Source organism: Sinorhizobium sp. FG01, assembly GCF_002531875.1.
Taxonomy (GTDB): Bacteria; Pseudomonadota; Alphaproteobacteria; order Rhizobiales; family Rhizobiaceae; genus Sinorhizobium; species Sinorhizobium fredii_C.
Genome location: NZ_NWTB01000012.1, coordinates 1 through 20,956 on the forward strand (window position 1 = coordinate 1; position 20,956 = coordinate 20,956).

Here is a 20,956-nt window from a genome sequence, read left to right on the forward strand (position 1 = left end):
GCGCGGCGTCTCTTGACGGGCATGACACAGAGCGCGCTCGCGATGGCCGTTAGCGTGACATATCAACAGATACAGAAATACGAAAACGGCCGCAGCAAGATCGGCGCAGGTCGACTTCAGGCAATTGCCCATGCTCTCGATGCCCCGCTGTCATACTTCTTCGAAGTAGCTCTCGCAGAAGATGACAGGAGCACCCCAGATCGCCAGCCGGGCCGAGCGTTGGCCCAGTTTGTCACTAGCCCAATGGGCATTACACTCTACAGGTCCTTTCATCGAATCGGCGACGAGAGGGTGAGGATCGCGTTCCTCAACATGGTTGAACGAGTTGCTGATCGGGACGAGGTGCAAGATTTACCCGCACCCAGTGACCAACACGCACGCGGAGCAGCGAATAAGATCGGGCGATGTTGTCTATCGCAAAGGTGATCGCGATTTTCGCCGTTTGTTGCATGCTACCCTGAACGGCCGCGGGTCACCGTCTCTGCGTTGTCACGATCGTGCCCGCGCCGACTTCCGCATTGTGGCATTCAGCGGTCATCAATGCCATCCCAATGAATTTCGGCTCTCCACCCGAAGCGGGAGTGAACGTCATGTATCGAGCGTTGGATGTTCACTGCCGAATATAGAGGCGCGCTTTGAACCGCCCCGTTAAGTTCGGATTCAATCTTTGTTGGTAATTTCCCGTTAGCACTTCCGATCAGTCGCGACGGCACCATGCTCCCGCCGTCGACAATGTTCTGCGTACGGGTCTCCAATGCGTTTGTCGGCTGCGCCAGCAATTGTCCTCACCTGCCTTGTTCTTTCGGGCTGCGCTTCCAGTTCCGGTCCGGAAGCGGTCTTGTCGCCACGGCCGTCGCGGGAAGTGACGAGTTCGGTCGCTCCGCCTGCCGCGCCTGTGGTTTCGGTGCCCGGCCCGGTTCCGTCCGGCGATGTCGGCCTGGCCGAAGCGGCAAGCGAGCCGCCGGAAGAGCTCGCCTGGGCCGGCCAGGTGCCGCAGCCGGAAGCCTTCACGACGATGGAGAGCGAAGCCGGCATGCCCGTTCCGATGGAGCGGCCAATCGCAATGGTCGTTCCCGACAATCCCGCCATGGAGGAGGCGCCGCGCACCCGGTCGCGCGTCTACAGCCATCGTTTCCGCGACGCCAAGCCGATCAATTTTGGCAAGCGGTCGCCGAGGAAGATGGCCGTGCACGGCGTCGACGTGTCGCGCTGGCAGGGGAATATCGACTGGGAGAAGCTCCGGACTCAAGGCGCGAACTTCGCCTATATCAAGGCGACCGACGGCGGCGACCATCTCGACCCGATGTTCAAGAAAAACTGGCGCCGGGCCGAGCAAGCCGGGATCAAGCGCGGCGCCTACCATTTCTTCTACTGGTGCCGGACGGCCGGCGAACAGGCCGACTGGTTCATCCGCAACGTGCCGCGCGAGGCCAATGCCCTGCCGCCGGTCATCGACGTCGAATACAACGGCGAATCGAGCTGCAAGCGGCGCCTTTCACCCGAGCGGGTGCGGGAGAAGATGCAGGTCTTCATGGACAAGTTGGAGCGGCATTACGGCCAGCGTCCGGTCATCTACACCGCGCCGGATTTCTATCGCGACAATCTGAGGAACGCGTTCCCCAACCATCCCTTCTGGCTGCGCTCTGTCGCCGCCCATCCGTCGAAGGTCTATCCGGGCCGCAAGTGGCTGTTCTGGCAATATTCCGGCTCCGGCCTGTCGCACGGCGTCGACGGCCGCATCGACCTCAATGTTTTCCACGGCAGCGAGGCCGAATGGCACCGCTGGACGGCGGGGAGTTCGACCTGACGGGCGCGGGCAGCATCCCGTATCAGGGATGCTGCACGCCTTTGCGGTTGAGCGCGATCGTATAGACGCTGGTCGTCGCCGTGATGAACAGCTGATGCTTGGCGCGGCCGCCGAAGCAGATGTTCGAGACCCGTTCCGGCACGAGGATCTTGCCCATCAGATGTCCGTCCGGGGCGATGCAATGCACGCCGTCGCCGGCCGAGGACCAGAGGTTCCCGTCGCTGTCGACGCGAATCCCGTCTGCGGCGCCGGGCGTGATCGCGTGGAACACCTCGCCGCCCGAAAGCGCGCCATCGGCGCCGACGTCGAAGGCGCGGATATGCTGCGGGTCCGAGGAGAACATGCGGCCCGTGTCGGCGACGTAGAGCCGGGTCTCGTCCGGGCTGAAGGCGAGGCCGTTCGGGCAGTTGAAATCCGTCAGGACCGCCTCGATCGAACCGGATGGGCGCACCCGGTAAACCTGGCAAGGCAGTTCCTGCTCGGCGCGGAAGCCCTCGTAGTCGGTCATGATCCCGTAATGCGGATCGGTGAACCAGATCGAACCGTCCGACGTCACCACGACATCATTGGGCGAATTCAACCGCTTGCCCTGGTAGCTGTCGGCAATGACCGTGATCGATCCGTCGAGCTCCGTCCGCGTCACGCGCCGCGTGCCGTGCTCGCAGCTGACGAGCCGCCCCTCGCGGTCGCGCGTATGGCCGTTGGCATAGTTCGAGGGGCTGCGGAACGTCGAGATGCCGACCCCCGGAAAAAAGCGGAGGATGCGGTTATTGGGGATGTCGGAGAAGAGCAGGCAGCCGGCGTCGCCGAACCAGACCGGCCCTTCGACCCAGTCGAAGCCTGTCGCGATCTGCTTGAGAGGGGCATTGCCCATGACAAAGGACTTGAAGCTGGGGTCGACCGCCTCGAAGAACGACATTCCGATTTTCCTCCCGATTTTCGCCTGCGGTTTCCTCGCAGCCGAGTGTTGCATCGATACAGAGTGCTATAGCACCTGGGTCGGCCAGGGTACGGCGCTTCACTTCAATCCTCGTTCCTGTGCTTGTCACAGGTGCCAGCCAGCCAAGTCCTTGGCTGAAAGAGTCAGCCGCGCCGCAGACGCGGCGCTGCTGGATCCCTGTGACAAGCACAGGGATGAGGGCGGAGGGAATCAGCCAAGCTCCATTCCCTTGATCGTGTGCCACGACATCTGGCGGCGGCGCATCTTCCGGTTGCCCGCAGATTGACTCGCCGTCGCGGCGACGGCAAGCGTCCGTCAGGAAAAGGCGATCTGCGCCTTCATCGCCTGGCTGCGGTCGCTCGCCAGTTCGAAGGCGCTGACTGCGTCCGCAAGCGGCACCGTGTGGGTGATCAGCGACTTGACGTCGATCAGTCCCTTCTGCATCAGCCCGACGCCGGTCGCGAACTCCTCGTGGAAGCGGAAGGAGCCGCGCAGATCGAGCTCCTTGGCGGTGATCGCCATCATCGGCAGGCTCATGTCGCCGCCGAGCCCGAGCTGGATGATGATGCCGCGCGGGCGAAGCGCGGCGATGCCGGCGGCAAGCGCTGGTGCTGCACCGGAGCACTCATAAAGGACATCGAAACGGCCCTTGTCAGCGCCGTAGGGAGCGAGCGCATCCGGCTCGCTCTTCATGTTGATGACCCGATCGGCGCCGGCTTTCTTCGCGAGCGCCAGGGTGAAGTCGGACAGGTCGGTGGCGACGATCTCGGCCGCGCCGGCGCGGCGCGCCGCGAGGATCGCAAGCACCCCGATCGGTCCGCAGCCGGTGACGAGAACCCGCTTGCCGAGCACTTCTCCTACCCGCCGCGTCGCATGCAGCGCCACCGCCAACGGTTCGGCGAGCGCCGCCTCGCCCGGCGTCAGGCCCTCGGCTGGCACGCATTGGATTGCATCGGCGACAAGCACCTCGCGGAAGGCGCCCTGGATATGCGGGAACGGCATGGCGCTGCCGTAGAAGCGCATGTTGAGGCACTGGTTGTGAAGCCCCTCCTGGCAATAGCGGCAGGTCCGGCAGGGCCGCGACGGCGATACGGCGACGAGCTGGCCTGTCTTCAGACCGTCGACGCCAGGTCCCAGCGCTTCCACATAAGCCGAGACCTCGTGGCCGAGGATCATCGGCTCGCGCAGCCGCACGGTGCCGAAACCGCCATGATTGTAATAATGCAGGTCGCTGCCGCAGACGCCGCCGACGGCAAGGCGAAGCTGGACTTCGCCCGCGCCGGGCGCCTCGACGGCCCGCTCCTCGATGCGCAGGTCCTTTGCGCCGAGAACGACGATCGCTTTCATCGGAGGCTCCTTACAATACAGGCGTCAGCAGCGGCTGGCCGGCGAAATGTGCGGCGAGATTGTCGCGCACCAGCTTACCCATGGCCTTCCGCGTCTCGATCGTACCGGAGGCATGGTGCGGCTGAAGCAGGACGTTGTCGAGGGTTAGAAAACGGGGGTTCAGCGCCGGCTCGCCTTCGAAGACATCGAGCGCCGCCGAACCGAGCGTGCGGTTTTCCAGCGCTTCCACAAGCGCCTCCTCGTCGATGTTGGAGGCGCGGGAAATATTGACCAGCATGCCCTCGGGGCCGAGCGCGGCGATTACCTCTCGGCCGACGATATGGCGGGTCGCGGCCGAGGCGGCGAGCGTCACGAACAGGAAGTCCGAGCGGGCGGCAAGCGCCACCGGGTCGGCGACAAATTCCCATTCGGATGCGTAGGACTTCGCCTCGACGTCGGAATAGGCAATATCCATGTCGAAGCCCTTGAGGCGCTTGGCGACCTCGTAACCGATCCGGCCGAGGCCGAGCACGCCGGCGCGCCGGCCCCAGACGCGACGCTTCAGCGGATAGAGGCCCTGTGTCGCCCAGCTGCCGTCCTTCACCCAGCTTTCCGCGCCGATCATTCCGCGCGACAGGCAGAGCATCATCGCGACGCCGAGATCGGCGACGTCGTTGGTGAGCACGTCAGGCGTGTTGGTGACGCGCACACCGCGCTCGCGGCAGGCGGCAAGGTCGACGGCATCGAAGCCGACGCCATAGACGGATATCACTTCGAGCCCCGGGCAGGCCTCGATCATCGCACGGGTTGCGCCGAGTTCGCCACGGGTGGCGATCGCCTTCACGCTCGGCCCGACCTCGGCCAGGAAGCGCGTCTTGTCGACGGCATCGAAATAGCGGTGCACGGTGAAGGCGTCGTTCAGCGGCACCTCGTCCCACTCCGGATAGGGGCCGACCTGGAGAATATGCGGCTTGCTCAATTCAGAAACTCCGTCCCTTGACATTGAATGTTATCGATAACATAAACAGATGAATTCCAGTTGTCGAGACGAAATGCCGGAGGAAAAATGGCCCTTGAACTGTTCGATCTGAAAGGCCGGCGGGCGCTTGTCACCGGCTCTTCGCAGGGCATCGGCTTTGCGCTCGCCCGCGGCCTCGCCGCTGCGGGGGCAGAAGTCGTCCTCAACGGGCGGGATGAGACAAAGCTCGCCGAAGCCACCGCCTGCATTGCCGGCGCTAAAAAACTCGCCTTCGACGCCACCGACCACGGAGCCGCGCGAAGTGCCGTCGACGGTTTCGAGGCCGAGGTCGGGCCGATCGACATTCTCGTCAACAATGCCGGCATGCAGCACCGCACGCCGCTCGAGGACTTTCCCGCCGACGCCTTCGAGAAGCTGCTCAGGACTAATATTTCGACGGTTTTCAATGTCGGCCAGGCGGTGGCGCGGCACATGATCAAGCGCGGCGCCGGCAAGATCATCAACATCGCCAGCGTCCAGACTGCCCTTGCCCGCCCGAGCATTGCCCCTTACACCGCCACCAAGGGCGCGGTCGGCAATCTCACCAAGGGGATGGCGACCGACTGGGCGAAATACGGGTTGCAGTGTAACGCGATCGCGCCGGGCTATTTCGATACGCCGCTCAACGCCGCCCTGGTCGCCGATCCAGACTTCTCGGCCTGGCTCGAAAAGCGTACGCCCGCCGGCCGCTGGGGCAAGGTGGAGGAGCTGGTCGGCGCCTGCATCTTCCTCGCCTCGGATGCTTCCTCTTTCGTGAACGGACACGTGCTCTATGTCGACGGCGGCATCACCGCATCTCTCTGATATCCCGCAGCGCATGGTGCTGATGGGGGTCGCCGGCTGTGGCAAGTCCTCGGTCGGCGCCGCACTCGCCACGCGCCTCGGCGCCGTCTATTTCGACGGCGACGACCTGCATCCGGCGGCAAACATCGCCAAGATGAGCCAGGGCATCCCGCTTCAGGACGAGGACCGCTGGCCATGGCTGACCCGTGTCGGCGAGGCGCTTGCCGCCGGAACGGGCCCCACGATCATCGGCTGTTCGGCGCTGAAGCGCGCCTACCGGCAACATATTGAAAATACAGCCGGCGGGCCGGTCACCTTCATCCATCTCGCCGGAACGGTCGAGGTGATCGAGAGGCGGATGAAGGAGCGGCAGGGCCATTTCATGCCAGCGGCGCTGCTTGCCAGCCAGTTCGCGGCGCTCGAGCCGCCAGCACCGGACGAAAATGCCATCAGCGTCGATATCGACCAGCCGCTCGAGGCGGTCGTCGAGGCGATCGCTGCCCAACTGGGAGGACTGCGAGAATGACGAACAGGGTTGCGTTGATCGGTGCCGGAGCCATGGGCGGCGCCATCGGGACGAGGCTCGTCGAAACCGGCAATCAGTTGACGGTCTTCGACCTCGACCGGGCCAAAGTCCAGGAACTGGTCGACAAGGGGGCACGAGCGGCGGCGAGCACGGCGGAAGCGGCGGCGGCATCCGATACGGTCATCCTCAGCCTCAACTCGGCGAAGATCGTCCATATCGCCGTCTTCGGCGAGACCGGCGTCGCCAAGGGCGCCAAAGCCGGAACCCTCATCATCGACATGTCCTCGATCGATCCGGAAGCCACCAAGGCGCTGGCGGCGGAAGCCGCCGAACACGGCTTGCGCTGGGTCGACAGCCCTCTTTCCGGCGGCGCGCCGAAGGCGCTAGTCGGGCAGCTGACGCTGATGGCCGGCGGCAGGGAGGAGGACGTGGCGGACGCCCATCAGGTGCTGAAGCACGTCGCCTCCAGCTATACCCATATGGGGCCGTCCGGAGCCGGCCAGACCACCAAGCTGATCAACCAGGTCCTTTGCGGCCTGAATTTCCTCGCCGTCGCCGAGGCGACGCAACTGGCGCTCGACGCGGGCGTCGACGCGGCGAAGATCCCGCAGGCGCTGAAGGGCGGGAGGGCCGATAGCGCCATCCTGCAGGAATACATGCCGCGCTTCGTCGCCAGGGATTACCGGCGCACCGGCCGGATCGACAACATGGTGAAGGATCTGAACGGCGCGCAGGACCTCGCCCGCCGCACCAACACGGCCATGCCGCTCACCGCAACCTGCGCGGAAGTGCACCGGATGCTGACGGCGGCCGGCCTCGGCGGCGAGGACCAGGCTGCGCTGATGGAATATTTCAGGGGACCCAACAAGGAGACTGTCGAATGATCACCCGCTACGCGCTGTTCGAGGGAAAGGTGAAGGAGGGCGAGACCGATGCCTTCCGGGCCGCGGTGCTGGAAAACATCCTGCCGAAGTGGAAGGCCTTCCCGGGTGCGCTCGACGTGCGCGTCACCTTCGCCGAGGCGCGCGACGAAGGGGCGCCGGAGATCCCGATGATCCTGGCGATCAATTATCCGGATCTCGCAACGGTCGAGAAGGCGCTGGCGAGCCCGGCGCGGGCGGCGGCGAGAGCCGCGACCGAAGAGGTGCTGGCGCGCTTCTTCGAAGGCCGCATCCACCACCACGTCACCCAGGCGAACGAATACCGCCTTTGAGCGACCCGCGAGCGGCACCCGCCACGTGCCGCTCCGTGCTGGCCTTCCCAGTTGCAGCCTTGATCTTCGGACACACCAATCAAGGCCAGAAAATGACGACGGCCGCTGCGCATTATGCTTGAGAGGAAGGTGTGTGCGCAGCGGTCCAGACGTCATTTCACAGTGACGACGACCTTCCCCTTCGCACGACCCGTGTCGACATAGTCCAGTGCCTCGTTGGTTCTCTCGAACGGGAAGACCCGGTCCAGCACGGGACGTATGACACCCGCCTCGATCAGGGAAGTGATCTTTCCGAGCTGCCCGCCGTTCGCTGTCATGAAGAGAAACGAATAGCTGATCCTCCGGCGCTTCGATTGTCTCCTGATGCCAAAGCTCAGCAGGCGCATGACCAGTTGAAGCAGCCAGCCAGAGCCGTTCTGCCTCGCGAAATCCGGATCGGGTGGACCGGAAATCGAGATCAGCTTCCCGCCCGGCTTCAGCACGCGGAGGGATTTTTCCAGCGTCTCCTTCTCGAGGCTGTTCAGCACGACGTCGTAGCCCTGCAGCACTCTCTCGAAGTCGTCGTTCTTGTAATCGATCACGACGTCTGCGCCGAGACTTTTCACAAGGGCGATATTTGCTGTGCTCGCGGTGGTGGCGACATATGCTCCGAGATGCTTGGCAAGCTGGATCGCGATCGTCCCCACGCCACCCGAGCCGGCAAGGATCAGGACCTTGTGTCCCTTCTGCACGTTGGCCCGCTCGACCAGCGCCTGCCATGCTGTCAGCGCGACAAGCGGAATGGACGCGGCCTCTTCCATGGTCAAATTGTTCGGCTTCATTGCTACATCGGCCTCGTCGATGGCGATATACTCTGCGAATGTCCCGATGCGATCCTGGGCCGGACGTGCATAGACCGCGTCACCGGCCTTGAATTGCCGGACCTTGGCTCCGACCCGGACTACGATGCCCGCTACATCGTTGCCCAACGCGAGTGGAAGGCGGTAGGGCAGGATGAGCTTGAACTCTCCGTCCCTAATCTTGTTGTCCAAGGGGTTCACGCCGGCGGCATGAATCTCGACCATGACGTCGTTGTCACGCAACTCCGGCTCGGGACCTTCACCGAACCGCAGTGCGCCGCCTTTCGTGTAGCGATCGATGAGGAATGATTTCATCAGTCTAACTTTCGTTTCTTTAGGTGAGCCGGCAGCGCCAGCAGTTGAAAGCTCAATCGGGAAGTCTGTTGAACTTCCGAAGGCTCTTGTCGACGAAGGACTCGGGCAGGAAGCGGCGCATGAAGCGGACCTGTCCTGCCGCTTTTCCGGCGGTGTAGCGTCGTTTGGGCGATGCCGCATTAGCGGCCTTTACGACGGCTCTAGCTACCACCTCGGGTTCATCGCCCTTCGCGACGATCTCGCGCATCAGCCTCTCCGCGCCGGCGCGAGCCTTATCATAGACGGCAAGTGGCCGGTCCGGTCGCGTGATGTTCTCTTCGAAGGACGTGCGGGTCACGCCGGGCTCGACCAGCACGACGCGGATTCCCTGCGTTCGCACTTCGTGGTCGAGAGACTCCGTATAGCCTTCGATGGCGTGCTTAGTCGATGCGTAGAGTGCGTTATAGGGGGCGGGGATCAGGCCGAGTATGGAACTGAGATTGACGATTCGGCCACTGCGCTGCCGCCTCATCAGGGGCAAGACCGCGTTCGTCATGCGCATGGTCCCGAATACATTCACGTCGAATACGGCCTTCGCCTGTGTCGTCGTGGATTCCTCGGCACCGCCAAGTAGCCCAATCCCGGCATTGTTGACGAGAAGATCGATCCGCCCAGCGCGGTTCAGAACCTCGTCGACGACCCGCTCTACGGATGCATCGTCGGTCACGTCGCAAACCAGCATCGTAATGCCATCGGAGGTACCGGGCATCGGCTTTCGGCTGGTCCCGAAGACATGGTAGCCATCGCGCCGCAGCGCCTGTGCCGTCACCAGCCCGATGCCGGAGGAAGCACCTGTAACCAGGGCGATGCCGCGTTCTGTCTTCATCGGTGTCCGCTTTCATTTTGTCATGGAAGATCGATGTGCGATCAGTTACTATCAAATTCGTATCAAGTCACTACTAAAAAGATATCGACATGAAGAATTTTTCGGACCAACCTTGTCTGATCGCTCGCAGCCTGGCGCTTGTGGGGGATGCATGGAGCATGCTGATCATGCGCGATGCCCATGCCGGGCTGACCCGCTTCGATGACTTCCGCAAGAGCCTCGGCATCGCACCGACGATGCTAACGGGGCGGCTTTCGGCACTGACCGACGAGGGGCTGTTGGAGAAACGCCGCTATTCCGATCGTCCGCCACGGGACGAATATGTGCTGACGGAAGCCGGCCGCGACTTTTTGCCCGTTCTGTTTGCGATCGGCGCCTGGGGACGCAAGCACCGCGGCGGGGGTGACGTGACTCGTTTCTTCGACGCCGAGACGGGCACGGAGATCGATCCCATTACGATCGACCGCGCGACCGGAGCTCCGGTCGGAACACGTCCCATTCGCATCGCCGCACCCAAATGAGCCGCACCGCAGCAGATGATGCGCCGACCGACAACGCCTATTGAAGGCGCGCTTCCGGCGCAAAGTTGCCCCTGACGCGCCGTTGTCGAGCTGGCGGCTGCGGGCGAATTAATGCCAAACTGATTGGTCCTGAACCTAGAGCGTGATGCGACAGAATATGGCATGCACGAGAGGCTTGCATTCCGTCGAAAATCCGGGTGTAGTTGGATTGGTAACGATAACATGGATGTCGATGCACAATATCCGCAAGCCCCCGACGATGGCCGACGTGGCCCGGCGAACCGGCGTTTCGCCGATGACCGTTTCGCGCGCCTTCAAGCGTGACAGTTCCGTCAGCCAGGAGACCCGCGAGGCGGTGCTGCGCGCCGCGGAGGAGCTCGGCTATGTGTTCGACAGCACGGCTTCCAATCTGCGTTCGCAGCGCACCGATTTCATCGCGGTGACGATCCCGTCGATCAACAACGCCAACTTCGCCGACACGGTGCGGGCGCTTTCCGACGGGGTCTCGGAAAGAGGCCTGCAGATCCTGCTCGGCTACACCAATTACGACGTCAGTGAGGAAGAGCGGCTGATCGAGCAGCTGCTGCGGCGCAAGCCCGAAGCGATCGTGGTGACCGGCGGAAAGCATACGCCGCGGGCCCGCAAGCTTCTCTCCAATGCCGGCATCCCGGTGATCGAGACCTGGGACCTGCCCGAGGAACCGATCGGCCATGTCGTCGGCTTCTCAAACGCGCTTGCCGTCCGCGAAATGGTCGATCATTTCGTCAGCGTCGGCTATCGGAAGATCGCCTTTATCGGCGGCGACGCCGACCGAGACACGCGTGGCACCGATCGCCGCGCAGGCTTCATCGCTGCCATGAAGGATCACGGGCTCGAGGCGCCGCGCCTGATTGCCGCCGGCCCGCCGCCGATCTCCATGCGCGAAGGCGCGAACGCCATGGGGCAATTGCTCGAGCGCTTTCCGGATACCGAGGCGGTAATCTGCGTCTCCGATCTTTCCGCCTTCGGGGCGCTCACCGAATGCCAGCGTCGCGGCATCGCCGTGCCTGACAAGGTCGCAATCGGCGGATTCGGTGACTACGAGATCGGCGCAATCTCCGTGCCGAGCCTCACCACGATCAACGCCTTTGCCAGCGAGATCGGCGCCAAGACGGCTGAGCTGATCCTGGATGTGCTCGACGGCAAGCTCGACCGGCCGGGCCGGGTGACGATCCGCCCCGACCTGATCCTGCGCCAGACCAGCCGGTAGCGCACAATCCTACAGCGCCGTGCGCCTTATCCGACGCACAAAAGACGCTGTAGCACTTTGGATTGCTGGATGTGTCCTCAAATGGCGTACGATTTAAGGGCACATGCAGTCGTCAGGACCTAAAGGCACAAGCGCTCAAGCATGCCATATTCCACGATCTCGATGCCGCGGGCACCGTGTAATTTAATAATGCCCTTGTTCTTCAATTTTGTAAGCGAACGCGAAACGGTCTCGATCGTCAACCCGAGGTAATCGGCGATGTCGACACGCGGCATGAACAATTCGAATCGATGCGAAGGACCGGAACGCTGCGACATCTCGAGCAAGAAGGCGGCGACCCTTTCGACTGCACTTTGGCGGCCGATGACGAGTTGGTGTTCCTGGGAAGATAGGAAATTCTCCAGCACCGCGGGCAAAAGCCCCTGCCAAACATGCGGATTTTTCTGGAGATTGATGCTCTTTACACCGGTGCTGCCGATCGCTTCGGCGGTGGAACGGTGCCGGCACTCGTTCTGCAGGCCAAACCAGCTCCCCCCGAAATAGAATGCAAGAATCTGTCGCCGGCCGTTCGCAAGTACACGGTACACGCGGACGGCCCCATATTCGACCCGATAGGCTTGGCCGGCAGTCTCCCCGGAAGAGTAAATGCTCTCTCCGTCCAGGAAACTGCTTAGCGGCCGCGATTCCACTTCGCCCTGATCACGAAGCCTTACGGCGACGCCACTTATTTGCCGCCCCGACGGCGCCAATACCGGACTATGCATTGTTCCACTCCCAACAATGTGCCCCTGCGCAGGACGACCTCTGCGAACGGCGAATCTTACTTGTGCTCCGCGAGCGCTGAACCACTGGACACACTGTCCCGGCTTCGGCTCTGACATCGAGGCCAAGGGCCGACCCGGAACTTAGATGAGACCCTTCGCCAGCCCGAGCGCTTGCTCGATCTCTGCCGCCAGGCTCTCTACCAGGCTCTTGAACTCCGCACGGCGTTCCTCACGAACATGGAAAGGAAGCTGATCGGTGTGAGCAAGCGCGCTTTCAGCAGCTGCGAAGTCCTCGCACATTCCTCTGAAGCTCTCGTCACGGATCGACAACTCCCTGATCTGCAGCGAGCGCGCCGGAAATCGGCGCAGTGCCGCTGCCAGGCCGTGTTGGTCGTCGCCTTCCGCCGATCGCCTGATCATTTCGCTCCACCCCTCGAGTCCGAAATGAAATACAACTTTAATTTATCCTCTCAGTATATTGCGCTTTGCCCGGGTAAGGACGTAGAATACAGGAGCTTACAGCGCCGCCGACACAATCATACGTTGTGAGCGACTTGGGGGGCGGACATGGTAATCGCGGGCCACGGTCGCGTCCGGGTCGAACCGAGTACTGCTCTACCCACTGACGCGGAAATTCGTGCACAGCTCGATCGAATTCGGCTCAGCGCCGAGTTCGATGCACCGGATCGCGCTCGAAAATTCCTTGCCTATGTCGTCGAGGAAACGGTTGCAGGCCGTTCCGACCGCATTAAGGCCTATTCGATAGCAACCGAAGTCTTTGGCCGAGACTCCTCCTTCGACGCTCAGACGGACCCGGCCGTCCGCATCGAAGCTGGCCGTATACGGCGCGCGCTCGAACGCTATTATCTGGTCGCAGGCCGCGACGATTCCATCGTTATCAAGATACCGAAGGGCGCCTATGTGCCGACATTCGAAAGGCACGTCGACGCGCATACCGAAACCTCTCTTCGCTCTTCTGCGTTTGCCGGACCGATTTCTTCAATAGAGCCCTCCCGGCAGCCATGGATCCGGGTCGGGATAGCAGCCATCGCCTTTGCCCTCGGCGGTCTTGCGGCATATCCCCTGCTTCAACCCGGCACTACTACAGGAAATGGCTCGAATACGGCCCGTGTCAGGCCGAACATCCCGACATTGGTCGTTCTGCCATTTGAGGATCTCTCCGCGACGCCGCAATCGGCAATGATCACGCGGGGTCTCGCCGACGAGGTCGTCGACAAGATCGCCCGGTTCAAGGAGATCGTCGTCGTCACTCGTGATAATCCGGATCACCTGCGACAAGCGACCGGTGGTCCAGCTTATGCGCTGGAGGGGCGGGTCCGGCTCGATGGCGACAGGCTGCGGCTGGGGATCAGACTCATGAAGCGTTCCGACGCGTCGGTGGTGTGGGCCAACAATTACGACGAAAGCCTCGAGACGCATAAGATCATCGACCTGCAGGAGAAAGCCGCCGCTGCTGTGGCGACCGCAGTGGCACAACCATATGGCGTCGTCTTCCAGGCAAACGCCACGCAGTTCACCCAGTTCGTTCCGGACGACTGGAAAGCCTATGCATGCACGCTCGCCTATTACGGCTATCGCAGCGATCTGAACCCGCAAACGCATGCCTCGGTTCAAGAATGCCTGGAGCTGGCGACCCGGGAATTCCCCAACTACGCTACGGCCTGGGCGCTTTTGTCGATGACCTACATCGACGAGCTCCGGTTCCGCTATCGTCTCGATCGGACGTCGCCGGTCTCGCTGGAGCGGGCGATCGAGGCAGCGGTGCGCGCCGTGGAACTCGATCCGCAGGACGTGCGCGCCCTGCAGGCGCAGATGCTCACCCTCTACTTCCGGGGCGAATTCGATGCTGCCCTGGCCGTCGGAGCTCGCGCCTTTGCCATCAATCCCAACGACACCGAGCTTGCCGGCGAGTACGGTTTTCGGCTCGCCCTGTCGGGCCAATGGCGGGTCGGCTGCGCGTACCTGTCGCAAACAGTCACGAGAAATCCCGGCCCGGTCGGATATTTCGAGGCAGCCCTGGCAGTCTGCTCCTATATCGAGGGCGATTACGCGGACGCGGAGCGCTGGGCACGCTTGGCCGACCTTCGTGCCAATCCGATTTATCGGGTCATCTTGCTTGCAATTCTTGGGAAACTCGGCAAGACGGACCAGGCACACGAAGAACGAAAATGGCTCGAAGCAAACGTTCCGGGCTTCCTCGACAATATCCGAAAGGAGGTCGCCTTGCGGATTCGTCGCCCGGAGGACCAGCAGCACTTCATCGAAGGCTTGCGCGAGGCCGGCGTGTCAGTTCCGAGTAACTGACGAAAGCCGTGAAGACTCGGGCAGAGGCTTTCCTGCCGCTGAATCCGGATGCATCCACATCATCACCAGGTCGTAGAACACACTGAGAATGATCGGCCCAAGGAAGAGGCCGATCAGCCCGTAAGAGAGTGTGCCACCGAGCACCCCGAGTAGAATGACAAGCGTTGGGGTCGACAGTCCGCGCGCCACCAGGATCGGCTTCATGACGTTGTCGATGATGAGAAGCGGCATCAGCAAGAGTGTGAGCAGGATGGCCCGGCCGAAATCCATCTCCAGCCAGGCCCAGGTCATTACCGGCAGCAAGACCAGTGCGGGCCCGATTTGAACGATACAGAGGATGAGGACGACGAAGGCTATTGCGCCGGGTGCCGGAACATCGAACAGACTCAGCACCAAGGCGCAGAGAAAGGCCTGTAGCAGCGCAACGCCGATGACGCCGCGGGCGACGTTGCGGATCGTCGCCGCCGCCAGGCGCACGAAGCCGATGCCCCTGTCGCCACCCATCCTGCTGGCGAAACCCTCCGCCATTTCGGCAAGACGCTCTCCGGACCGGAAAAGAAGGCCGGCGACAAGCACTGAAATCACGAAGCCGAGCAAGTCCACGCCCAGGCTGGCGATCTTACCGAGAACTTTGCTCCCCGCGTGCAGCAGCGACGGCTCGAACTGTCTCAAAACGGTTTCGAGGTTGCCGGCCGTCATGCTCCAGGCAGCATGGATGCGCTCGCCGACGAGCGGCCAGTTGCGGACACTCTCGGGTGGTACTGGCAGTTGCAACGCACCATCGTCGAGCCTTGCGAGCAGCGCCTGGACTCCTTCCGCAAAGCTGAGGGCAATGGCCGCGAGCGGACCGACGATGATGACCAGACAGACCATCGTGATCAGGCCCGCCGCCAGCCGCGGCCAGTCACCGAGCATGGCCGAAATGGTGGAGTAGGCCGGATACAGTGCCACGCACAGGATCGCCGCCCAGACGAGAATAACCGCGAACGGCGCGATCAACGTTAGGGACCAATAGGCGAACAGCCCGATGATGCCGATCCTGGCGATCTCCGTGATCTTAGCCTCGACGGATGATCGTCCGACCATGTCGTCGCTGACCGGATTCACTCGGGATGGATCGACATCCATTTTCGCTTCTCACGGCTCCAACGCACTCCGGGAGATGCTACGCCGACTAGGGCGCCATGGCAGTAACATACCGTAGCATACGCCATTCGACGTTCCCCATCCGAGTCTCTGCTCTTACAGATAGCAATGAGAAGAGCCGGCTCCGCATCGATGCTGATGGAGAAGGCTGGCCACGGGGGAATATTGACTGCGATCAATGCCCAGCGGGCACATCTCGCGTATCATTATGCTTGAATAATCAAGGCCATCCGTCCCGAGCTTTCTCTATTCGTATTCGAGCGTACCGCTTTCGCGCAGCAACCGAATACATGGCCTTTCTTCAGGAGGAGCGCATAGATGGAAGAATCTTTGCATCCGGCCGCGGCTGACCATTTGCCGCCTTTCATCACCGCGCCGGGGCAGACCGACGTCCTCTTCAACGTGATGGCCGTCTTCGTCCTGCTGATGATCTTCCTTGTCGGCATTCTGTACCTCCGCCTGCACGCGCTTCCGGAGCACATGGCGCATGGTGCCAGCAAAGCGCAGTTGCAGATCGTCGGCGCCTTGGGCCTGATCGCGCTCTTCACCCACAATCATCTCTTCTGGATCGCGGCCCTGCTGCTCGCCATGATCGAGTTCCCGGATTTCTCGTCCCCGGTCAGATCGATGGCCCGTTCGCTGGCGAGGATTGCCCGTCGCGACGGGGAACTGGAAGAGGCGGAGGCAAGCCAACCCTATTCCGAGGCGGCGCCGATCGAACCCCGACCGAACAACCCGCCATCGGAGCCGCCGCAATGGGTGCCGCTCGAAATCAAGCCAGCCACGGCCGACGAAAAGGCGGAGCGGAGGGGCTGAACCATGCTCGAATTCCTGATCTGTTCGCTGCTCACCATCTTTCCGGACTTCCTGTTTCGCCGCTATGTCCAGGGCAAGCGCATCGGCCGGGAGATCAATCTTTACTCGATGTGGTTCGAGCTGCGTTACGGCATTACCGCCTGCGTGATCCTGACCGTCTCGCTGATCACGATGATCTTTTACTTCCATCCTTCGACCACCAACGTCACCGCGGTGTTCCGCACCGTTACGATCCTACCCGAATCCAACGGCCGCGTGGCGGAGGTGTTTGTCGGCACCAACGAGAAGGTGGCGTCCGGCGCGCCGCTCTTCCGCCTCGACAACAAGGAGCAGCAGGCAGCGCTCGAGACCGCACGCCGCCGCGTTGCGGAAATCGACGCCGAGATGACCGTGGCGCAGAGCGAACTTGCCTCGGCCGATGGCCTGATCGCTCAAGCCGAGGGCGCCTATCTCCAGGCGCTAAACGAACTCGAGACGCAGGTCGAACTGAACACGCGCAATCCCAATATTGTTGCTAGGCGGGAAATCGAGCGGCTGCAGGTCGCCGCGGATGGCCGCAAGGGCGGGCTTGCCGCCGCCGTCTCGAACAAGCAGACGCTGGAGACGAAGATCGCCTCGCTTCTGCCGGCGCAGAAGGCGAGCGCGGAAGCGGCACTTGCCCAGGCTCAGGTGGAACTGGACAAGACGACTGTACGTGCCGGCGTAGCCGGCACCGTGCAGCAATTTACGCTCAGGCCCGGCGACATCGTCAATCCGATGATCCGCTCGGCCGGTATCCTCGTGCCGGAGGACCGGCGCATTGGGCTAATCGCCGGCTTCGGTCAGATCGAGGCGCAGGTGATGAAAGCCGGGATGATCGCCGAGGCGACCTGCGTCGGCAAGCCGTTCACTATCATTCCGATGGTGGTCACCGAGGTTCAGGACGTCATCGCCGCCGGACAGTATCGGCCGACGGACCAGCTCGTCGACGTACAGCAGCTGGCGCGCCCCGGCACCCTGACCACCTATCTGGAGCCGCTTTATCGGGGCCAGCTTGCCGGAATCCCGCCGGGCAGCAGCTGCATCGCGAACGCCTACACCAGCAATCACGACGAATTGCATGCGCCGGGGATCAGCACGACGCGCTGGCTGTATTTGCATATCGTTGACGCGGTGGGGCTTGTGCACGCGGCCATCCTCCGCCTGCAGGCGCTGCTCTTGCCCGTCCAGACGCTGGTCCTGACGGGACATTGATGCGGAGGTGACGGGGATGCAACTCACCCTCCCTCGCCTGCCACTCATTGCCAACCTTGCTGGCTATCAGGCGAACTGGCTGCGCAGCGACCTCTCGGCCGGATTGGCGATCGCAGCGGTCGGCCTGCCGAGCGCCATCGCCTATCCGGCCATCGCCGGCCTGCCGCCGGAGACCGGCCTTTACGCAAGCATCACGCCGCTCGTCGCCTACGCCCTCTTCGGCCCGTCGCAGCGCCTGATCGTCGGGCCGGACGCGGCGACCATGACAGTGCTGGCCGCGGTGCTCACCACGGTCTACGCCACGCCCGGCGTGACCGAGGATCGGGTGACTGTCGCCGCGTTGCTGGCGCTTGCCGTTGGCGCCTTGTGCCTGATCGCACGGGTCGTGCGGCTCGGCGTGCTTGCGACGTTCCTGTCGCGCCCGATCCTGATCGGCTTTTTTGCCGGCATCTCGCTTTCGATCCTGATCGGCCAGATCGACCGGGTCACCGGCGTCGATATCGAAGCTGACGGCCTCATCGCTCCGGTCCTCGAACTGCTCGGCAAGGCCGGATCGATCCATTGGCCGTCGCTGCTGCTTGCCGCCGTGTCTTTCGCGCTGCTGCAGGCGGCACGCCTCATGCGATCGCGCATGCCCGGACCGGTGCTGGTTGTCGCGCTCGCAGTATTGGCATCGGCCCTGTTCGATTTCGAGGGGCAGGGCATCAAGGTGGTCGGAGACATCCCGCGCGAGCTGCCGTCGCTGACGCTGCCGGCGGTTTCCGGCCTCCCCTTCCAAGCGCTCCTGCTCGGCGCCGGGGCCATCTTTCTGGTGAGCTTCGGCTCAGGCATCATCGCTGCCCGCAGCTTCGGGGCCAAGGGCGGCTACCTGGTCGATCCCAATCGCGAACTCGAGGGCTTCGGTGCGGCGAACATCGCCGCCGGGCTTTTCGGGACCTTTCCCGTCACCGCTTCGGACTCGCGCACCGCAGTGAACTTCAGCGTCGGCGGCCGGTCGCAGATCGCGAGCATCGTCGCGGCGGCAGCATTGCTGGCGGTGCTCCTCTATTTCGGCGATGTCCTGCGCATCCTGCCGATCCCGACGCTCGGTGCAGTGCTGGTGGCAACCGCACTCAGCCTGATCGATATTTCCGCCTTGAAAGAGATCTGGCGCATCAGCCGCATCGAATTCGTCTTCGCGCTGATCGCCTTGTCCGGACCGATCAGCTTCGGCGTTTTGGAGGGCGTGGTGACGGCGATCGCCGCGACGCTGGTCTACGTTTTGCAGAAAACCATGTTCCCGCGCGACGCCCTGCTCGGCCGGCTTGCCGGCCATGACGGCTTCTACAAGCTCCACCGCAACCCGGCGGCGCGACCGGTGCCAGGTTTAACGCTCTTCATGGTCCAGGGCAGCCTGCTGTTCTTCAACACCGATTACGTCCAGGCGCGCCTGCGCGCGGTGATCGATACGCTGCCCGCGGACACAAGCTGGTTCGTCATGGACGCGAGCGCCGTCGCCCAGATCGACAGTTCCGCAGCCGCCATGCTCGATGAGCTTTATGACGATCTCGACAGGCGCGGCATAGCACTAGCGATCGCTGAGCTGCATTTCGAAGCGCGCGCGATTCTCGAACGTGCCGGCGTGATCGCCAAGATCGGGCCCGGGATGATCTTCGAGGATCTCGATGACGCGCTTGACGCCTTCGAGAAAAGCAGTGCGGAAACGGCCGCGCAGTAGAGCTGTCCTCTACTGCGCCCGCAGGGCAGACCGTGAATTTAAGAGGCTGTGGTCAGCCTGGGAGGAGCAACATGGTCAAGAATGGGAAAAACGGAAAGAAAGGCAAGGAAAAGAACAAGGACAGGAGGCTCGCCGAGGCGCCTGCGGTCGAGACGAGGCCGAGCGGCGACTATGCGAAGGAGCTCGCGAGATTGCAGGAGGAAATCGCCCATTTGCAGGCCTGGGTGAAGAAGACCGGAGCCCGTATCGTCGTCGTCTTCGAAGGACGCGACGCGGCGGGTAAAGGCGGGGTGATCAAACGGATCACCGAACGTGTCAGCCCGCGGGTCTTTCGCGTCGCCGCACTTCCGGCGCCGACCGACCGGGAGAAGACGCAGATCTACATGCAGCGCTATATCCAGCATCTGCCGGCGGCCGGCGAAGTCGTGATCTTCGACCGCTCCTGGTACAACAGGCCCGGCGTCGAGCGCGTCATGGGGTTCTGTTCGGAGGAAAAGGCGCGCCGCTTCCTCGAGCTCGCGCCACGCTTCGAGGCCGCCATGATCGAAAGCGGCATCGTCCTGCTCAAGTACTTTCTCGATGTCAGCGAGGAGGAGCAGGAACGCCGCTTCCGGCAGCGCATCGACGACCCGCTGCGCCAGTGGAAGCTCAGTCCGATGGATGTCGAATCCTATCGCCGTTGGTGGGACTATACGCGCGCCTATGACGAAATGATCCGCATGACCGATACGGACTATGCGCCCTGGTGGATCGTGCCGTCCAACGACAAGAAGCGCGCGCGCATCAACTGCATCTCGCATTTCCTGTCCTCTATTCCCTACGATCGGGTGAAATTTGCCGAACCTGAACTCGGCAAGCGCCAGAAGCGGCCCGACGACTACGTCCCGGACAACCATATCCGCCGCACCGTGCCGAACGTGTTCTGAGGGGAGACGGGCACACCGCGTCCCGTCAGCTGGCAGCAAGAGACGGCAGGTGTCTTTGACACCCGCCGTGCGCCAAATGGACTTTGAGGTTGAGGCTCAGACCTTGTCCGGAGCCCAGTTTAGAAACAGCCCGACGTCACCGGGCATGCCGCCAGGAAAGTTGATGATCATCGCCTTCAACTTGTAGCCCTGCGGCTTGCCGAAGGTCTGATAGCGTTCGAAGAATTCCTTCGCCTTGCCCTGCAGAGTTTGCGGCCAGTCGGGATCGGCGCTGTTGATCGCCCGACCGCTGTCGGTGCAGAGTTCGGACGGAAAGCTGTAGACCATCGCCTCGAACTTGCCTGCCTTGACGGCATTGGCGACGAGACGGCGCACCATGGCGATCTCTTCTTCCGTCACGTGTTTCTTCAAGAAATCGGCAGCGAAGTCAGCGTGTTTCTGCTCCTCGATCGCCTTGAGCTTCCTTTCCCTGTCCATTTCCTCCATTTCCCGTTCGAGCACCTGTTTGCGAAGCTCTTCCGCGGTTGGAGGTCTTCTATCGGCATTGAGATCCTTCTGATCCGTCATCGCTTTGCTCCACTTCAAGTCAGGACGAAGAAAGGCCAGCCTCACGCGAGGCACAAAATG

22 protein-coding genes are annotated in these 20,956 nt (G+C 62.6%); 13 read left to right on the forward strand and 9 right to left on the reverse strand.

The features are described from left to right. The coding region (locus CO656_RS20190; RefSeq protein ID WP_272938870.1) for a helix-turn-helix transcriptional regulator at nucleotides 1–426 on the forward strand (426 nt) is incomplete at its 5' end. 328 nt (nucleotides 427–754) lie between these two features. Next, nucleotides 755–1,807, forward strand: coding sequence for a GH25 family lysozyme (locus CO656_RS20195; RefSeq protein WP_097526893.1), 1,053 nt, complete (start codon nucleotides 755–757; stop codon nucleotides 1,805–1,807). A 22-nt stretch (nucleotides 1,808–1,829) separates the two neighbouring features. On the opposite strand, the gene CO656_RS20200 is transcribed toward CO656_RS20195, so the two are convergent. The 3 genes from CO656_RS20200 to CO656_RS20210 all read right to left on the reverse strand — a co-directional run bounded on the left by CO656_RS20200 (nucleotide 1,830) and on the right by CO656_RS20210 (nucleotide 5,052). Further along, nucleotides 1,830–2,726 carry an SMP-30/gluconolactonase/LRE family protein gene (locus CO656_RS20200; protein ID WP_097526894.1) on the reverse strand — a complete coding sequence of 299 codons (897 nt, stop codon included), beginning with the start codon at nucleotides 2,724–2,726 and terminating at the stop codon, nucleotides 1,830–1,832. 336 nt (nucleotides 2,727–3,062) lie between these two features. After that, entirely contained in the window at nucleotides 3,063–4,094 is a 1,032-nt protein-coding gene (locus CO656_RS20205) for an L-idonate 5-dehydrogenase (protein ID WP_097526895.1), read from the reverse strand. 10 nt (nucleotides 4,095–4,104) lie between these two features. Further along, nucleotides 4,105–5,052 carry a 2-hydroxyacid dehydrogenase gene (locus CO656_RS20210; RefSeq protein WP_179864805.1) on the reverse strand — a complete coding sequence of 316 codons (948 nt, stop codon included), beginning with the start codon at nucleotides 5,050–5,052 and terminating at the stop codon, nucleotides 4,105–4,107. Between the two features lie 87 nt (nucleotides 5,053–5,139). Here CO656_RS20210 and CO656_RS20215 point away from each other — a divergent pair, with 87 nt between their 5' ends. The 4 genes from CO656_RS20215 to CO656_RS20230 are packed head-to-tail and all read left to right on the forward strand — an operon-like array spanning nucleotide 5,140 to nucleotide 7,613. Next, nucleotides 5,140–5,895 (forward strand): SDR family oxidoreductase, encoded by a 756-nt coding sequence (locus tag CO656_RS20215; RefSeq protein ID WP_097526897.1) that lies wholly within the window; start codon nucleotides 5,140–5,142, stop codon nucleotides 5,893–5,895. Continuing rightward, the gene (locus CO656_RS20220; RefSeq protein ID WP_097526898.1) at nucleotides 5,864–6,400 is read left to right on the forward strand and encodes a gluconokinase; all 537 of its coding nucleotides are present in this window, start codon (nucleotides 5,864–5,866) and stop codon (nucleotides 6,398–6,400) included. The genes CO656_RS20215 and CO656_RS20220 overlap by 32 nt, the downstream gene beginning before the upstream one ends. Beyond that, the gene (locus CO656_RS20225; protein WP_097526899.1) at nucleotides 6,397–7,284 is read left to right on the forward strand and encodes an NAD(P)-dependent oxidoreductase; all 888 of its coding nucleotides are present in this window, start codon (nucleotides 6,397–6,399) and stop codon (nucleotides 7,282–7,284) included. Before CO656_RS20220 ends, CO656_RS20225 begins: the two co-directional genes overlap by 4 nt. Continuing rightward, nucleotides 7,281–7,613 (forward strand): hypothetical protein, encoded by a 333-nt coding sequence (locus tag CO656_RS20230; RefSeq protein ID WP_037421134.1) that lies wholly within the window; start codon nucleotides 7,281–7,283, stop codon nucleotides 7,611–7,613. Before CO656_RS20225 ends, CO656_RS20230 begins: the two co-directional genes overlap by 4 nt. A 152-nt stretch (nucleotides 7,614–7,765) precedes the next feature. On the opposite strand, the gene CO656_RS20235 is transcribed toward CO656_RS20230, so the two are convergent. Together CO656_RS20235 and CO656_RS20240 are read right to left on the reverse strand one after the other, a co-directional pair. After that, nucleotides 7,766–8,767, reverse strand: a complete 1,002-nt coding sequence (locus CO656_RS20235) for an NADP-dependent oxidoreductase (protein ID WP_037421137.1) — start codon at nucleotides 8,765–8,767, stop codon at nucleotides 7,766–7,768. Nucleotides 8,768–8,819: 52 nt separating this feature from the next. After that, nucleotides 8,820–9,632, reverse strand: coding sequence for an oxidoreductase (locus CO656_RS20240; protein WP_097526900.1), 813 nt, complete (start codon nucleotides 9,630–9,632; stop codon nucleotides 8,820–8,822). Between the two features lie 89 nt (nucleotides 9,633–9,721). On the opposite strand from CO656_RS20240, the gene CO656_RS20245 reads away from it, so the two are divergent. Together CO656_RS20245 and CO656_RS20250 are read left to right on the forward strand one after the other, a co-directional pair. After that, on the forward strand, nucleotides 9,722–10,153 hold the full coding sequence (locus CO656_RS20245; RefSeq protein ID WP_037421143.1) for a helix-turn-helix domain-containing protein: 432 nt from the start codon (nucleotides 9,722–9,724) through the stop codon (nucleotides 10,151–10,153). 232 nt (nucleotides 10,154–10,385) lie between these two features. Beyond that, nucleotides 10,386–11,402, forward strand: a complete 1,017-nt coding sequence (locus CO656_RS20250) for a LacI family DNA-binding transcriptional regulator (RefSeq protein WP_037421187.1) — start codon at nucleotides 10,386–10,388, stop codon at nucleotides 11,400–11,402. Between the two features lie 119 nt (nucleotides 11,403–11,521). Here the strand turns inward: CO656_RS20250 and CO656_RS20255 are convergent, their stop codons facing one another. Both CO656_RS20255 and CO656_RS20260 read right to left on the reverse strand, forming a co-directional pair. After that, nucleotides 11,522–12,166, reverse strand: coding sequence for a helix-turn-helix domain-containing protein (locus CO656_RS20255; RefSeq protein WP_037421146.1), 645 nt, complete (start codon nucleotides 12,164–12,166; stop codon nucleotides 11,522–11,524). A 141-nt stretch (nucleotides 12,167–12,307) separates the two neighbouring features. Then, nucleotides 12,308–12,586 carry a hypothetical protein gene (locus CO656_RS20260; protein WP_097526901.1) on the reverse strand — a complete coding sequence of 93 codons (279 nt, stop codon included), beginning with the start codon at nucleotides 12,584–12,586 and terminating at the stop codon, nucleotides 12,308–12,310. A 147-nt stretch (nucleotides 12,587–12,733) separates the two neighbouring features. Between CO656_RS20260 and CO656_RS20265 the strand changes: the two genes are divergently transcribed. Continuing rightward, nucleotides 12,734–14,491 carry a hypothetical protein gene (locus CO656_RS20265; RefSeq protein ID WP_097526902.1) on the forward strand — a complete coding sequence of 586 codons (1,758 nt, stop codon included), beginning with the start codon at nucleotides 12,734–12,736 and terminating at the stop codon, nucleotides 14,489–14,491. Here CO656_RS20265 and CO656_RS20270 read toward each other — a convergent pair. Beyond that, complete coding sequence (locus CO656_RS20270) at nucleotides 14,474–15,619, reverse strand: AI-2E family transporter (protein WP_097526903.1); 1,146 nt, start codon at nucleotides 15,617–15,619, stop codon at nucleotides 14,474–14,476. The genes CO656_RS20265 and CO656_RS20270 overlap by 18 nt on opposite strands. A 336-nt stretch (nucleotides 15,620–15,955) precedes the next feature. Between CO656_RS20270 and CO656_RS20275 the strand changes: the two genes are divergently transcribed. The 4 genes from CO656_RS20275 (at nucleotide 15,956) to ppk2 (ending at nucleotide 20,329) form a co-directional block, all read left to right on the forward strand. Then, nucleotides 15,956–16,453 carry a hypothetical protein gene (locus tag CO656_RS20275; RefSeq protein ID WP_037421155.1) on the forward strand — a complete coding sequence of 166 codons (498 nt, stop codon included), beginning with the start codon at nucleotides 15,956–15,958 and terminating at the stop codon, nucleotides 16,451–16,453. Nucleotides 16,454–16,456: 3 nt separating this feature from the next. After that, the gene (locus CO656_RS20280; RefSeq protein WP_037421158.1) at nucleotides 16,457–17,686 is read left to right on the forward strand and encodes an HlyD family secretion protein; all 1,230 of its coding nucleotides are present in this window, start codon (nucleotides 16,457–16,459) and stop codon (nucleotides 17,684–17,686) included. A gap of 16 nt (nucleotides 17,687–17,702) precedes the next feature. Further along, nucleotides 17,703–19,403 (forward strand): SulP family inorganic anion transporter, encoded by a 1,701-nt coding sequence (locus CO656_RS20285; protein ID WP_097526904.1) that lies wholly within the window; start codon nucleotides 17,703–17,705, stop codon nucleotides 19,401–19,403. A 71-nt stretch (nucleotides 19,404–19,474) separates the two neighbouring features. After that, the gene (ppk2, locus tag CO656_RS20290; protein WP_037421164.1) at nucleotides 19,475–20,329 is read left to right on the forward strand and encodes a polyphosphate kinase 2; all 855 of its coding nucleotides are present in this window, start codon (nucleotides 19,475–19,477) and stop codon (nucleotides 20,327–20,329) included. Between the two features lie 96 nt (nucleotides 20,330–20,425). Here the strand turns inward: ppk2 and CO656_RS20295 are convergent, their stop codons facing one another. Beyond that, a complete protein-coding gene (locus CO656_RS20295; protein WP_037421167.1) occupies nucleotides 20,426–20,896 on the reverse strand; it encodes a hypothetical protein in 471 nt (156 codons plus the stop codon). Between the last annotated feature and the right edge of the window lie 60 nt (nucleotides 20,897–20,956).

Bases quoted from the DNA above. Each gene is read 5' to 3' on its own strand.
- CO656_RS20195 (WP_097526893.1), top strand. From the start codon at position 755: ATGCGTTTGTCGGCTGCGCCAGCAATTGTCCTCACCTGCCTTGTTCTT.
- CO656_RS20200 (WP_097526894.1), bottom strand. From the start codon at position 2,726: ATGTCGTTCTTCGAGGCGGTCGACCCCAGCTTCAAGTCCTTTGTCATG.
- CO656_RS20205 (WP_097526895.1), bottom strand. From the start codon at position 4,094: ATGAAAGCGATCGTCGTTCTCGGCGCAAAGGACCTGCGCATCGAGGAG.
- CO656_RS20215 (WP_097526897.1), top strand. From the start codon at position 5,140: ATGGCCCTTGAACTGTTCGATCTGAAAGGCCGGCGGGCGCTTGTCACC.
- CO656_RS20220 (WP_097526898.1), top strand. From the start codon at position 5,864: ATGTCGACGGCGGCATCACCGCATCTCTCTGATATCCCGCAGCGCATG.
- CO656_RS20225 (WP_097526899.1), top strand. From the start codon at position 6,397: ATGACGAACAGGGTTGCGTTGATCGGTGCCGGAGCCATGGGCGGCGCC.
- CO656_RS20230 (WP_037421134.1), top strand. From the start codon at position 7,281: ATGATCACCCGCTACGCGCTGTTCGAGGGAAAGGTGAAGGAGGGCGAG.
- CO656_RS20235 (WP_037421137.1), bottom strand. From the start codon at position 8,767: ATGAAATCATTCCTCATCGATCGCTACACGAAAGGCGGCGCACTGCGG.
- CO656_RS20240 (WP_097526900.1), bottom strand. From the start codon at position 9,632: ATGAAGACAGAACGCGGCATCGCCCTGGTTACAGGTGCTTCCTCCGGC.
- CO656_RS20245 (WP_037421143.1), top strand. From the start codon at position 9,722: ATGAAGAATTTTTCGGACCAACCTTGTCTGATCGCTCGCAGCCTGGCG.
- CO656_RS20250 (WP_037421187.1), top strand. From the start codon at position 10,386: ATGCACAATATCCGCAAGCCCCCGACGATGGCCGACGTGGCCCGGCGA.
- CO656_RS20255 (WP_037421146.1), bottom strand. From the start codon at position 12,166: ATGCATAGTCCGGTATTGGCGCCGTCGGGGCGGCAAATAAGTGGCGTC.
- CO656_RS20260 (WP_097526901.1), bottom strand. From the start codon at position 12,586: ATGATCAGGCGATCGGCGGAAGGCGACGACCAACACGGCCTGGCAGCG.
- CO656_RS20265 (WP_097526902.1), top strand. From the start codon at position 12,734: ATGGTAATCGCGGGCCACGGTCGCGTCCGGGTCGAACCGAGTACTGCT.
- CO656_RS20270 (WP_097526903.1), bottom strand. From the start codon at position 15,619: ATGGATGTCGATCCATCCCGAGTGAATCCGGTCAGCGACGACATGGTC.
- CO656_RS20275 (WP_037421155.1), top strand. From the start codon at position 15,956: ATGGAAGAATCTTTGCATCCGGCCGCGGCTGACCATTTGCCGCCTTTC.
- CO656_RS20280 (WP_037421158.1), top strand. From the start codon at position 16,457: ATGCTCGAATTCCTGATCTGTTCGCTGCTCACCATCTTTCCGGACTTC.
- CO656_RS20285 (WP_097526904.1), top strand. From the start codon at position 17,703: ATGCAACTCACCCTCCCTCGCCTGCCACTCATTGCCAACCTTGCTGGC.
- ppk2 (WP_037421164.1), top strand. From the start codon at position 19,475: ATGGTCAAGAATGGGAAAAACGGAAAGAAAGGCAAGGAAAAGAACAAG.
- CO656_RS20295 (WP_037421167.1), bottom strand. From the start codon at position 20,896: ATGACGGATCAGAAGGATCTCAATGCCGATAGAAGACCTCCAACCGCG.